The sequence below is a fragment of the Pedobacter sp. UBA4863 genome, assembly GCF_002399615.1.
In the GTDB taxonomy this organism is placed as follows: domain Bacteria; phylum Bacteroidota; class Bacteroidia; order Sphingobacteriales; family Sphingobacteriaceae; genus Pedobacter.
This window is the reverse complement of record NZ_DHDZ01000040.1, coordinates 146,290-160,498: the sequence shown is the minus strand read 5'-3', so window position 1 is coordinate 160,498 and position 14,209 is coordinate 146,290. Positions and strand designations below refer to the sequence as shown.

Genomic DNA, 14,209 nt, shown 5'->3' with positions numbered 1-14,209 from the left:
CTTATAAAAATGAAGAATAAAAATTTGTTCAGCAAGCTTGCTTTCGCACTCTTGTTGATCCCTTTTTGGACAAACGCTCAAAATCAAACTTATTTTGCCAGTTATCCTGCTTTATCTCCAGATGCACAAACTGTAGTTTTTAGCTACGATGGCGACATTTGGAAAGTACCCGTTAAGGGTGGCTTGGCATCGCGAATTACAGGCATGCAGGGCGAAGAAATCAATCCAAAAATATCGCCAGATGGAAAATGGCTAGCCTTTTCTTCGAACCAATACGGCAATTTTGACGTGTACCTAATGCCCATGGCCGGAGGCGAAATTAAACAGTTAACTTTTAACGACGGAACCGACGAAGTAGATAATTGGAGCTGGGATTCGAAAACGATTTATTTTACTTCGAGCCGTTACAATAACTATTCGAGTTACAAAGTAGCCATTAACGGTGGTACTGCGGTTCGCTTGTTCGATAATTACTTTAACACTACGCACAACATTGCCGAAGCACCAGATGGCAGTTTGTTTTTTAACGATACTTGGGAAAGTAGAAATTTTGCCAATCGTAAACATTATAAGGGGGCTTTTAATCCAGATATTCAGTCGTATAACCCAAAAACCAAAACTTACAAACGCTACACCGAATATTTAGGCAAAGATTTTTGGACTACCATTGACCAAAAAGGAAATATCTATTTTGTTTCTGACGAAGGTAACACAGAGTATAACCTGTACACTTTCATCAACAATAAAAAGACAGCATTAACCCAGTTCGATACTTCAATTAAACGTCCGTTTGTAGCTGCAAATGGCAGTACCATTGTTTTTGAGAAAGATTATCAATTGTTTGTTTATGATGTAGCGACTAAAAAATCGGAGAAAATCAGCATCAGCTCTTTTAGAAACCAATTATTAACCAAAGAGCAAGAATATGAAGTAAAAGCAAATATTTCCAATTTTGATGTATCGTCAGATGGCAAAAAAATGGCCTTTATTGCGAGGGGCGAATTATTTGTAAGCGATACCGATGGCAAATTTATCCGCCAAATTACCCATACTGGCGAACGAGCAATAGAATTAAAATGGCTGGCCGATAATAAAACTATTCTTTTTGGTCAAACGGCAAATGGCTACCAAAACTGGTTTACTATTGTTGGCGATGGAAAATCTGCCCCAAAACAGCTTACGAACGACAACGCAAACAACCGCGATATTGCTTTTAATAAGACTAAAACACAAGCGGTATATCTAAGTGGCAGAAACGAGTTGCGGGTAATGGATTTGAAAACTTTCCAAAGTAAAACGGTAGTAAAAGACGAGTTTTGGGCCACCCAAAGTTTGGCGCCAAGTTTTTCGCCCAACGATCAATACCGGCTTTTTACTGCCTTCCGCAATTTTGAGCAAGATATTTTAGTGCATGACATTAAAGCTAACCAAACAATTAACTTAACCAACACAGGCGTAACGGAAGCTAACCCAATTTGGTCGCCAGATGGGAAGTATATTTATTTTACCAGCGCCCGCACCAAGCCATCTTATCCTTTTGGCATGCAAGACGCACATGTTTATCGCATGGCGCTAAATCATTACGACACCCCTTACCGTGCCGATAAATTCGACGAATTATTCAAGGAAAGTAATCCCGCAGCAGCTAAACCAATAGCTTCTACAAAAAACACTAAAAAACCTGCCGACACGGCAAAGAAAACAGCAACTACGCCTGCACCAAAACTAATTACCATTAATACGCAAGGTATTTTAGATAGGATAGAATTAGTTAGCCCGGTATTTGGCTCGCAGTATTTAACCGATGTTTTGGCCAAAGGCGATAAAACTTACGTGTTTTATTTTTCCACACATGAAGGAGTTCCGCCAAGCACTTACCGAACCATTATAGAACCATTAGAAAACAATAAAACGGAGAAAGTAGCACCGGGAGGTTTTGGTATTGTAGAAGCTGCAGGCAAGCATTTTCTATTGTCGAGAGGTACGGTAAATAAGTACAACATTGACATGAACAAGGTAGATGCTTTAGATTTTAGCTACAAATTCAGTAAAAACCTTAATGCAGAGTTTAACCAAATGTTCTACGAAACCTGGGTAGGTTTAGACGAGAATTTTTACGACGATGATTTTCACGGTGTAGATTGGCCAAAAATGAAGACACGCTATGCGGCGTATTTGCCTTATGTAAACAATCGTACCGACCTGCGTGTGTTGTTGAACGATATGCTGGGCGAACTAAATTCATCGCACATGGGCTTTAACAGTACTGGTGCCGAAGAGCGCAAAAGCATGAATTATGTAACCAACGAAACGGGCATCATCTTTAACAACGAAAAACCTTATCAGGTAGATAGAGTTGTGGCAAGAAGTAGTGCTGTGTTATTGGGAGATAAAATTGCCATTGGCGATGTATTGACCCACGTAAATGGCGTAAAAGTAGATCAAACAATAGATAGGGATTACTATTTCAGCAAGCCATCTTTAGACAAGGAAATGAACCTAACTTTCTTACGCAATGGTAAATCGGTAAATGTAAATATCCACCCTCAAACATCGGCTATGCTAAAAATGAACCTATACGATGAGTGGATTGCCAATAACCGTAAAAATGTAGATGATTGGGGGAAAAACCGCATTGCTTATTCTTATATGAAAAACATGGGTATTGGCGAACTGCAAACTTTCTTGTTAGATATGGTGGCGCAGGAAAATAACAAAGATGCCATTATCTTAGATTTGCGTTACAACACCGGCGGAAATGTGCACGACGAGGTGTTGAAATTTTTGTCGCAACGCCCTTATTTGCAGTGGAAATATCGTGGTGGAAAGCTAACACCGCAAAGTAATTTCGGCCCAGCAGTAAAACCAATTGTATTGTTAATTAACGAACAATCTTTAAGCGATGCCGAAATGACCGCCGCCGGTTTTAAGCACCTAAAACTGGGCAAAATTATTGGAACTGAAACTTACCGTTGGATTATCTTTACTTCGGCAAAAGGCTTGGTAGATGGTTCTTCGTACCGTTTGCCTTCTTGGGGCTGCTATACCATGGATGGCAAGAACATTGAGAAAGAAGGTGTATCGCCAGATATTTTTGTAAAGAATACATTTGAAGATAGATTGAACGGCAAAGACCCACAGTTAGCCCGTGCCGTAGCTGAAATTATGAAGGAGTTGAAATAATAAAAATTGTTCAACTCGTTTAGATAAATTATAATATTAGCCCCCTTTCGGCGACCTTGAAATAAATTGAGGATGACGCTGTATTTCAGTTTCGTCCTACTTGATTTATTTCAGCATCAGTTTTACAGCCGGCTATCTGATGTTTAAAATAATTAAAAAGAAACTTACGAAGTTTAACAAACTTCGTAAGTTTACCATACAAAATGGCAAACTTACTAACCGACCGAGATTTTTGGGTAAAATATTGGGAAAGTAAAACCGATTTATCGGTGGCAATTCCGCAAAATTATTTGTTTCATCAGCAATTAGAAACTATCGTTAAAAGAGAAAATGTAAAAACTGCCATCGAGTTGGGCGGTTTTCCGGGTTATTATGCCGTTTTTTTAAAGAAATACCTGAAACTAGAGGTTACTTTGTTAGATTACTTTGTTCACGAGCCTATTACACAGCAGCTTTTAGAGACCAATGGTTTAGCCAAAGGCGACATCCATATTATTGAAACCGATTTGTTCAATTATCAACCAGAAAAGCAATATGATTTGGTACTAAGTTGCGGTTTGATAGAACATTTTAACGACACCGAAGACATCATTAATAGACACATCCAATTTTTAAAACCTGGCGGAACGTTATTCATTACCTTGCCCAATTTCAAAGCACTTAACGGCTGGTTTCAAAAAACCTTCGATAAAGAAAATTACGATAAACATAACATCAACTGCATGGATCCCGCCTTACTAAAAACAATAGTAGAAAAATCTGGATTAGATGTTTTGCAGGCTCGTTATTTCGGTGGGTTTAGCTTATGGCTAGAAAACGAAAAAGAGAAATCTGCAGCAGTACGTTTGTTTAAAAAAGCAACTTGGTTTGTAGGCAAGGTATTCTCTAAGATTATTCCTTTCGAGAGCAAACAATTGTCGCCCTATATTTTAATAGAAGCAACGAAAAGCTAAGTCATCTTAAATTAACGCTTATGAGTATCAGATGGGGATATTCTCCCAAAACAGAAAAATTTATTCCACTGGCAGATTTTCCTGCAGATAAATATCTAATTATTGTAAGGCAGGCCATTGAAAATTTAGGTTGGCAGCTAAGTCATGTTTCCGAATCGGGAATTATTGCTTACACGCCTCTTTCTTTTCAATCGTATAGTGAAGAAATATCAGTAAGGATACAGAACAATTTTGCTGTGGTAAAAAGTGAATGCGTGGGTATTCAATTGCTGTTTAATGATTATGGCAAGAACGAAACTAATTTAGAGAAGCTTTTTCACGAATTCGAATACGTACAATATCATTTGCAAGACCAATGGGACGAACAGGTAAAGTCTTTTCATGAATATGTAGCACAGCAAGATGATAATTATTTTGAAAAGGCTCCTTTGGCAGTAAAGAATAAAATAAAGAATATTTTTTATCTGTTTATTCCGAGAAAGGGATATGCTGCTACACCAATTCTATTATTGTTAAATATTTTTTGTTTCGGTGCTTGGATTCTATTGCTGATTGCGATGCCATTTTACCTGGTGGCCACACAGTCGCCTACTCCCGAAATAATGGCTCAAAAGGTGTTAGACACCAAGCTTATTGGCCATATTAACAGAAAACTTGTTCTGGAAGGTGATTATTGGCGTTTAATTAGCTATCAGTTTCTACATGGTTCTTTGAGACATTTGTTTTTTAACATGTATGCCTTTGTTTACTTGGGTTTAATAATTGAAAATAAGATTGGATGGAAAAAATTTCTATTTATCTACTTGATCAGTGGTGTCTGCGGAGGATTAACGAGTATAGCGCATCACGAAAACATCTATACCGTAGGTGCTTCTGGGGCTATAATGGGTCTTTTTGGAGCAACAATGGCCTTATTACTTAATCAGTTCTTTGAAAAAGCTGCCAATAAGGCTTTATTGATCAGCACGGTCCTGGTGTTGGTTATTATGTTAATCAATGGCAGTATTAGTCCTATTGTAGATAACGCATGCCATTTGGGCGGCTTAGCTTCTGGATTTTTAATTACCTACATGTTGGTTTTTGACCATCAATGGAGGTTTAAGAAAATTTCACCCACCATAAAATACGTAAGTATTGCAGCTATTTTTGGGACATTTACTTATGGAGTAACTACACTTACTCCATTATACCAGCACGATGAGTTTTGGAAATTGAAAATAGAATTTGATAAGAATATGAGAGCTTTTGACCAAGTATTATGGATGAAAGCAAGTTATTCCAAAATTGAAAAAGAACAACGCGTGTACCAACACGGCATTAAACCTAGCAAAGCAAATTTAGAGGTCACTAAAAAAATGGCTCGGTTAAAATTAAATAAAAAATATACCCTAGATAAAAATCTAAAAACAAAGCTTGCACAGGAAACTTACGAAGCTGCCGAATTGCTTTTGAAAGATGTGAAATCTGACCACCAATATAAAAGACAAGTATCGGATAAAATAAATAACATTATCCAAATGCAGGTAAAGTTTAGGGATAGTTTAGCCCATAGTAAGCGTCCTTCTTTTGCTTTAGATTAGCGGAGTATTTTTTCGTTGATGTAACGTTTAACCCTAGCCCAAAGACTACCTTTTCTATTGGCTAAAAACCCCTTAATAGCTTGGTAAGCCGCTTCATTTTCCTTTATCTCATTGGGAAATTGCGTAATTGGTTTTGGATTGATGATGACATTGTAAATGTCGTTAATGCCAGAGTGTACGCCGGTGCCATCGTGTCCAATATTATTTACCAAAGATTGCGATGGGTTTAGCGTTAATCCGCCTTTTAAAAAAACAGAAGCATACCAGCGTATTGCCCAAGAGTTGTTCCTCTTGTGCTTGAAATCCTGCATCTGTTTCCAGAAATTCATTGTACCCTCAATAGAGAACTCTTTAATTTTCTTCTTGTCAAATTGCGCCAACAACGTGTTAATATTGGGCTCGAAATGTTGCCAAGCACTTTGCCAAGTTGCCCAACCCCAACTGGTAGCTGCTCTGTAAAAAAAGCTTTCGGGCAAGTTTTCATTTTTTAAATGATACATATAGGCACCAATGTGCATCACCTTTTCTTCATCGCGATAGCGGTTTAGGGCTTCATTAAAATAGGTTAAAGTATGCGGAGATGACACTAAATCGTCTTCAAAAACAATAACCTTCCCATAATTTTGGTTAAGTTGCGTAACACCCTCAATAACCGAATTTGCTAAACCTTTATTCGTTTTGCTCTCTATAATTTTTACAGACTTAAATCCATCTACCGTTTTGATAAAAGCTCTTACTTCGTTTACTTTTTCTTCATCGCCTTGCGTTTTTGGTCCATCAGAGAAAATATAAAGACGGCTATCTGCTGCCAGTAGGTTGTGCTGCAAGAATTTAATGGTGCGCTCGGTGTGTTGCGGCCTGTTATAAACAAATAAAGCTATTGGAGCTAGGTTTTGCATGGCCAAAAATAAGGTTATTCAAGCATATAAGACATATAAGTCCGTTTAAGAAAAATTCGTACTTATAAGAAAACTCATTTTCATCTATGCTTTACCTGGTTAAATCAATTCGCTAAAATATTTTAATATCCTGTTCTGATTTTTGAACTAAAACGGTGTAAGCATTCGCAAATTCTTCTTGTTTTTGTCTGCCTAATAATTTACCTAAAGCATTTTTTACCTGATATTCTAGTTTCACTTTTAGGTTTTTAAGGAAAGATTTTTGCACCTTACGATTTACATAATCGTTAAAAAGTGTGACTTCGGGTGTAATAACTGAAGATTTATCAGCAACGATTTCTAACCCTTCGCTCCGCAAAAGAAAGCGCAATAAAGTTGGGGTGTACATGTTAATGTGCCCATAAGCCAAAAAGTGGTTCAATCGTTGGTCAACGCCAAATTTATAATCTCTTGGCACTTCTATTACCATGTGTTTTGCTACACGTTTTAGCTCCCTAATTAAAATTCTTTCGTGCTCTACATGTTCTAGCACATGGGCAAGCACAATTAAATCAAAGCTATTATCTGCGTAAGGAATTTTGTAGCCGTCGAAAACTTGAACCTCTTTAAGGTTTGGTAAGTTGCGGGCTTTTATTTTTTCTACCCCAGAAGTAGCTATTTCTAGCGCATATATTTCTGGAGCGAAATTCCACTCGTTTAAAAAATGGAGGATACTGCCATCGCCCGCACCCACTTCTAACACTTTTTTAGGCTGAATACTTTTACAGACTTCTACAATATTTTGTGCTTTATATTTAGCTCCGAGCATACGCCATGCTACATCGTTATTAGTGTAAAAATCTTGATAGGCAGTTTGAAAATCGTTGTTCAACATAAGCTATAAATATAGCAACTATCTTAGAATAGTAACACTGCCTGTGTATCTTGTTTTAGATTTGTTTGCTAAATCTAAAATATAATAATAGCTGCCCAAAGGCAAAGGTTTACCAGAAAAAATACCATCCCAAGGTTTAATAAAATTGTCGCTTTGAAATACTTTTTGCCCATAACGATTAAATATCTGGACTTTGGTTCCTCCATAATCCGCAATATTTCTAATCGTCCACTGATCATTTTTCCCATCTCCGTTAGGAGAAAAGACATTTGGAATAAAGATATCTTTCAAAACTACCACCTTAATTGTTGCCTGGGCTGAGCAGCCACCTGGTCCGGCTATGGTCAAAGTATATTCTGTTGTAGATTCTGGGCTAGCTTTAGGGATTTTGATTCTTGGATTATCTAATCCTATTGTTGGCGACCAACTGTAACTTATCGCGTTATCGCCCACCACAGGGTTTAGCATTTTTGGCCCATCATTTTCGATTACAACATCTCCATCAAAGCTTACTGTAGGTAAAGGGTTTACATTTACTTTAATTTTATTACTGATCAAAGGAACACTGCAAGGTGTAGAGCCTGTAATCTCACAATAAATTTCGTCATTATTTTGGAGCCCATTGGCAGTGTAATTTTCTGTATTTGCTACCTGCGCTCCGTTCTTAAACCATTTAAAGGTCGGTGTGGCGCCAGCGTTGCCGTAGTTTGGTGTAAACCTAATGGTGCCACCAGCACAAATATTGTTAGTTGATGCCGTGATATTTAAAGAGGGAATACTGTTAGGGTTTACCGTTACCGTTCTTTGCAGTGTGGTGGTACAGCCATTGGCATCGGTAATGGTTACGTTATAGGTGCCGCTCATTGTAAATGTATTATTGGCTTGGTTTGGTGTATTGCCACCATCCCATTGGTAAGTTACACCGCCTGTGGCTGTAAGTGTTACACTATTGCATCCTATATCATTTCCACTAATAGCAGTTTGCCCCGCACCAATGGTAATGGTTTTGGATAACGTAGTGGTACAACCATTTGCGCCGGTAACCGTAACCGAGTAAGTACCACTTGAAGTGAAGGTATTGCTTGCTTGGCTGGGGGTTAGTCCGCCACTCCATTGATAAGAAGTGCCGCCTGTAGCGGTGAGGGAAGCAGCTGAACAGCCAAAGGTGTTCCCCGTTACAGTAATTATTGGTGGATTATAAATTTCGACCTTAAGTGTATTGCTATAAAGGAGACATGTACTTGCCGTTGCCAATCTTCTAAAAAATGTTGTTTCCGTAAGCTCTGGCGTAATAAAATCTTTTGTGTTGGAGCTAGAAATATCTACCCAGATATTATTATCTAAACTCTTCTGCCAAGAATATGCGACGGTTGTTGTGCCAGATGAAGCTGTAGAACCCGTTAAACTTGCAAATCCTTTTGAACAAAAATTTAGCTGACTGCTAGTTATTGAATTATTTTGGATGGCCGTTTTTAACGCTAACAAAGCATAAGAATCATAAGTAATTATTCCACCATTATTTCTTTGTCTTCTAACTTGGATTCCTAGTGTTGCTCCTGTTGTGTTCGTAAATTCATTGGTCTGATAGTTAGCTTGGGTTGAGTTTCCTGAAGCGTTTATCCATCCATTATTAAGTAAAACCTGCCATTGAAAAACACCTGACACATTGGGTTCACCATTAATGATTACCAAATCGCCAGAACAAGCCGGAATAGTCACAACATTTGCAATAACTACTGTTACTTCCCACAGGTAATCGATACAATTTGAAGTAATTTTGTATGTTTTGGAAGTAGTAAAATCTATTTCAACATAAGACAAGGGACTTAACACTCCAATATCTGTTTCTATTTTAGGTTTTAATTTGGTAATGTCTGTTCCTGCTTTAACTGTAATTGTTATTTTTTTATTAGCAATATCAATAGCTGCAGGACTGTTCTGTTCTTGAAGTTCAAATTTAGTAATTATGGGTTCACCCGTAAGCTTAATTTGATTGAACTTTGCGATGTAACCGTCAGAAGCACTGTGTTTAGCGGTTAAACTCAGGTCGCAATTACCTGGATTAAAATCTACTGTTTTACAAAAAGCTCCACCTAATAATACATTTTTCTTGGAGTCTACATCTATTTTATGACCAAAGTTGCCAGTACAAGCGCTGCCGAAGTTAAAGGCCCATTGGCAATCTCCATCTGTGTTATATTTTGCGAAGAAAGTATCTCTGCCACCATGATAGGTAAGTGTCTTGGATATACCTTTAGGATAAAAGGTTAGAGTTTGATCGAAAAATCCTCCGATATAGGCATTGTTTTCATTATCTACCGTAATATAGTAGCTATATGGATTAGTCGAACCAGAGGGAGCAGCTTCGAACCATTCCCCACTCCCATCATTACCTTTATACTTAGCTATCAATAAGTGTTTAGCGTTGTTTTGCTGGTTAATAGTTGATGTTAGGTTTCCATAACGAACTGTAATTTGCCCAGAAAATACACCTGTGATAAATACATCATTGGAAGGGCCGATAGCTATGGAGGCTATTGTTACAGTGCCAGTAATTATATTTGTCCAATTTAAAATCCCGCTTGGACTATATTTAGCCAAAAAGTAAGTTTCTCCACTTGCTGTATAGTTTTGAGCAGCCCCTCGGGGATTTAAATTAATATTAGCCCCAAAATAGCCCATTATGGCTATGGCACCATCGCTATCCGTCTTTACACTTTTTATTTCGTCCATTGCAGAAGAGCCAAAACCTGCAGACCACAATACATTCCCATTCTGGTCATATTTGATAACAAAACCGTCATAACTTCCTTTATTCGAAATTGTATTGCCAGCTATGGTAACACCGTTAGAAGAAAAAGATCCCACGAAGATTACGTTTGCGTCTTTGTCTGTAGTGATTACGTGTCCTCTATCGGTACTGCCACCACCTACGCTTCTTGCCCAAACAAAATTGCCATCGGTATCTAGTTTCACAACCAAAGCATCTTCGCCGCCATTGCTATTTATAGTAAACACACCAGAACCAGGATCGCAATCTATGCTTGAAGAAGTAAAAGATGCGCCAATAATTACATTGCCACTTTTATCTACGGCTAGGTTATTCGCTTGATCTAAGTTGTTACCGCCAATACTTTTTGCCCAAAGCAATTTGCCATCAGGGGTATATTTAGCAACGTAAATATCGTAATGTCCATTTGAAAATAATGTTACAGGGGTTGATATACCTGAATGATCTACCGTTAGTGTTCCTTGAAAATTGCCCGCTACATAAACATTGTCATCTTTGTCCACAGCAATGCCAGATAATTTACTTTCTCCAGTGCCCCCAATATCTTTTACCCAATCTGGGATAGGCTGTTCTTGAGCGAAACAAGCTATATGAATTAATAAAAGAACAACAGATAATAGAAAGCGTGATATTTTAGAAAGCATTTTTGGCTTTAGCTAGTTATCCTTAAAAGTAACTATTAATCACAATAATTGACAAATTTTAGTTCAAGTTTATGAATTATCTATATTTTTAGCCATGATTAATTTCGTGAAACAAAAGCTGAAGAAATTTTTGCCAACCTACTATTTCCAGTTCAGTAAATCTTTCTCTCAAGATGGCGAGGACATGATTTTGAAAGCTCTATTTGAGCAAAAAAAAAGGTATAGAGGTTTTTTTGTGGATGTTGGCGCACACCATCCCGTTAGGTTTTCGAACACAAAATATTTTTATAACAGAGGTTGGAGAGGAATTAATATAGAACCAACCCCAGATGCAATAAAAGCGTTCAAATTATTTAGAAAGAGGGATATCAATTTAAATATTGGCATAAGCCCTGAGAAAGGTAGCTTAACCTTCCATTGTTTTAACGAACCAGCCTTAAATAGCTTTTCTAAAGAAGTTTCCGAACGAATAGATAGCGAATCTAAAAAATATAAAATTATCAAAAGATTGGATATAGATGTTTTACCACTATCGGAAGTCTTTGATAAATATCTGCCTATTGGGCAAAAAATAGACTTTATTTCTATAGATGTAGAAGGATTGGATTATCAAGTTTTACTATCTAACAATTGGGACAAATACCAGCCAGAAGTAATTTTGGTTGAGGAGAATGTAGATGTTGATGAAATCAGCAAATCGCCCATATATCAATTTCTGAAAGAGAAAGGTTACAAGTTTTTTGCAAAAACTTTGCGTACTTGCATTTATAGAAAGTAGCTAATTTTTTTTTGATACTTTCTCAAACAACGTGATAAGAAAGAGAGATTTTACAACCATTACCCCCTGTTTTCTAGTTTTCTTCACAAACAATAACAGAAAGTTGGTAGAAGCATAGGCTATTAGTGTGGCTATGGCAGTCCCCATCATTCCCATGGTAGGTATCAGTAAGAAATTTAGAACGATATTAACTATTGCTCCAAATCCTGTCCGTATGAAAGTTAGTCTGTTTAAACCTTCGGCTATAAGCACCTGTGTACTTGCTACGCCTAAGAAAACAAAAAGACTGCCCCAAACATGTACCGCTAGAACAGGAGCGGCAGTAGCAAATTCTGGTTTAAATAACCTATAAATAATTGGCGATGCAAAGCTGATGAATATTGCAAATACTAAACTTAGCCAAACCATCAAATCAAACAAGTTCTGTAACCGTTTTTGATAACGAATAGGGTCGTCTCTTCTAGCATTTAAAATAGCAGGAAAAAGCGAGGTAACAATAGCTACAGGCACAAAGTTTAAAGCTTCACTAAACATTACTACTGTTGCATAAGCCCCAACTTCTTCTGCTCCATTTGGGAGCATCTTGTTTAACATTAAAACATCAATTTTCATATAAATTGACACCATGATACCTGATATAATTAATGGCCAAGATTGCTTGAGGAGATTTTTAGCAATTTCGTTATTGAAAGTCCACTGAAAAACACTTCTCCCCTTGCGTTCATACATCAAAAAATATCCTATAGATAATAAAATGACATCAAAAATTGTAGCATAAACAAAGTATAAAAGAGGTGAGGAAAAATATATCAACCCTAGTTTAATCATTGCTGAAATTAAGTTCCCAGCAATTTGAACATACATAATGTATTTGGATTGAACTTCGGATTGGAAATAGGAATCGACAACGGTTAATGATTGAAAAAAACCTGTAAACGAAAGGATAAAAATAAAATAATAAGGGATATTATCTTGCGGAAAAAATTGCCAAGCTAAAAAAATAACAGGTATGCATAAAACGCCTGCAACAGCTTTCAATAGAGCAGAAGTGCCTAAAATCTGATTACGTTTTAACGGTTGCCTATGCAGTTCTTTTACAATAAAGCTATCAAGACCTAGCCCCGCTACCGATGCAAAAAGAAATACATAGGCTAAAGAGGCGGTTAACACGCCATAATTTGAGGCCAATAAATAATTGGCCATCATAATGTTAACAATCATTTTGATAGCCATACTACCCACCCGACCAAACATTAAAAGGCCCGTATTCTTAAAATACTTATTTAATGCATCTTGGTCGAAACCTTTAATGTGGGGCAGCTTCATTTATGCAGAATAAAATAGCATGTTAACTTAACGGGGCACCAACAGGTTTAGCACAATCATGTCCTGGTTGGCCATGTGCAGGGTTTAATTTTTGGGTAATCGATGGCTTTTCTGCAACTGGTTGCGGAGCTGTTGGCGTAGCATTATCAGGTGCGGGTTGCGGAGTAGTAGCTATTTTTTGTGCTAAGGGCGCTCCTACTGGCAAGGCGCAATCGTGTCCTGGTTGGCCATGTTCAGGATTGGTTAACAGGCCTCTTTGGTTGGCTGTAGTTGCCGAAGGGGCAGGTAACCCATCTTGGTTGGCCGCCTGCGTTTCGTTAGTGTTTTTACTGCTACAAGCTACTAAGGTTGCTGCTGCTACTAATGCTAAAACTATTTTTCTCATGTTAATCTATTAAAGTTGTATAAGGGCTTAGCCCAAGGTATTTTTATTAAAATTGATTTAACAATTCTTCCAAATGATGAATTTGTTGTGCTACGTCATCAGGCTTTTGAGCTTTCAGCGGGTTAAAGAAAATAGCTTTCATACCAAAGTTCTGGGCGCCGTAAATATCTGCTTCTAAGCTGTCGCCAATCATGATACTTTCTTTTTTTTGTGCCTGTGCTAAGTTTAACGCGTATTCAAAAATGGCCTTGTCTGGTTTGTTTACACCAACATCTTCAGAAATAACTACATTTTTAAAATAAGGATTAAGGTTAGAAACCTTCATTTTAGTTAAGGTAGCTTCCTTAAATCCGTTAGAAATAATGTGTAAATGATAATTGTTTTGAAGATAGTTTAACACTTTCTCGGCACTTTCGAAAAGGTTGGTTTTGGTTGGCCCTATGTTTACAAAATCTTCTTCAAACTTTGTTGGAATTAATTCTGGCGTTAAACCTAATTCGAGAAAAGTTTTTCTAAAACGCTGTTGTCTAAGTGTTTGCTTATCTATCTTCCCTAAATGATATTGCGCCCAAAGTTGGTGATTGTTAACGGTGTAAGTGGCAATAAATTCTTCGGCCGAAGTTAAACCTAAATCTGCTAGCCTATGGTGTGCATAAAGTTCCATTAAGGTTTCGTAGGCGTTGCGGTCAAAGTCCCAAATGGTGTGGTCAAGGTCGAAGAAAATGTGTTTAATCAAAATATTCCGTTTATAAGCTTGTAAAGGTAGGTCTAATTAAATGATGCGATAAGGCAAGTT

The 14,209-nt window shown here is 37.4% G+C and carries 10 protein-coding genes; 4 read left to right on the top strand and 6 right to left on the bottom strand.

Annotated features, from left to right (window positions below; all coding sequences use genetic code 11):
- Nucleotides 1–9 precede the first annotated feature (9 nt).
- From B3I52_RS10820 to B3I52_RS10810, 3 genes are all read left to right on the top strand, one after another.
- Nucleotides 10–3,183, top strand: coding sequence for a S41 family peptidase (locus B3I52_RS10820; RefSeq protein WP_293301156.1), 3,174 nt, complete (start codon nt 10–12; stop codon nt 3,181–3,183).
- Between the two features lie 203 nt (nt 3,184–3,386).
- Nucleotides 3,387–4,136 carry a class I SAM-dependent methyltransferase gene (locus B3I52_RS10815; RefSeq protein ID WP_293301154.1) on the top strand — a complete coding sequence of 250 codons (750 nt, stop codon included), beginning with the start codon at nt 3,387–3,389 and terminating at the stop codon, nt 4,134–4,136.
- A 20-nt stretch (nt 4,137–4,156) separates the two neighbouring features.
- The gene (locus tag B3I52_RS10810; RefSeq protein WP_293301152.1) at nt 4,157–5,716 is read left to right on the top strand and encodes a rhomboid family intramembrane serine protease; all 1,560 of its coding nucleotides are present in this window, start codon (nt 4,157–4,159) and stop codon (nt 5,714–5,716) included.
- On the opposite strand, the gene B3I52_RS10805 is transcribed toward B3I52_RS10810, so the two are convergent.
- From B3I52_RS10805 to B3I52_RS10795, 3 genes are all read right to left on the bottom strand, one after another.
- A complete protein-coding gene (locus tag B3I52_RS10805; protein WP_293301150.1) occupies nt 5,713–6,615 on the bottom strand; it encodes a glycosyltransferase in 903 nt (300 codons plus the stop codon). The two genes, B3I52_RS10810 and B3I52_RS10805, sit on opposite strands and share 4 nt — an antisense overlap.
- A gap of 112 nt (nt 6,616–6,727) precedes the next feature.
- A complete protein-coding gene (locus B3I52_RS10800; protein ID WP_293301148.1) occupies nt 6,728–7,489 on the bottom strand; it encodes a class I SAM-dependent methyltransferase in 762 nt (253 codons plus the stop codon).
- An 18-nt stretch (nt 7,490–7,507) separates the two neighbouring features.
- Nucleotides 7,508–10,924 carry a gliding motility-associated C-terminal domain-containing protein gene (locus B3I52_RS10795; RefSeq protein ID WP_293301147.1) on the bottom strand — a complete coding sequence of 1,139 codons (3,417 nt, stop codon included), beginning with the start codon at nt 10,922–10,924 and terminating at the stop codon, nt 7,508–7,510.
- A gap of 94 nt (nt 10,925–11,018) precedes the next feature.
- Here B3I52_RS10795 and B3I52_RS10790 point away from each other — a divergent pair, with 94 nt between their 5' ends.
- Complete coding sequence (locus B3I52_RS10790; RefSeq protein WP_293301145.1) at nt 11,019–11,702, top strand: FkbM family methyltransferase; 684 nt, start codon at nt 11,019–11,021, stop codon at nt 11,700–11,702.
- Here the strand turns inward: B3I52_RS10790 and B3I52_RS10785 are convergent, their stop codons facing one another.
- From B3I52_RS10785 to B3I52_RS10775, 3 genes are read right to left on the bottom strand one after another with little or no spacing between them, the layout of a single operon-like run.
- Entirely contained in the window at nt 11,703–13,028 is a 1,326-nt protein-coding gene (locus B3I52_RS10785; RefSeq protein ID WP_293301143.1) for a flippase, read from the bottom strand.
- A gap of 22 nt (nt 13,029–13,050) precedes the next feature.
- Nucleotides 13,051–13,413, bottom strand: a complete 363-nt coding sequence (locus B3I52_RS10780; RefSeq protein WP_293301141.1) for a hypothetical protein — start codon at nt 13,411–13,413, stop codon at nt 13,051–13,053.
- A 46-nt stretch (nt 13,414–13,459) separates the two neighbouring features.
- Nucleotides 13,460–14,149, bottom strand: coding sequence for a YjjG family noncanonical pyrimidine nucleotidase (locus B3I52_RS10775; RefSeq protein ID WP_293301140.1), 690 nt, complete (start codon nt 14,147–14,149; stop codon nt 13,460–13,462).
- Nucleotides 14,150–14,209: the final 60 nt, after the last annotated feature.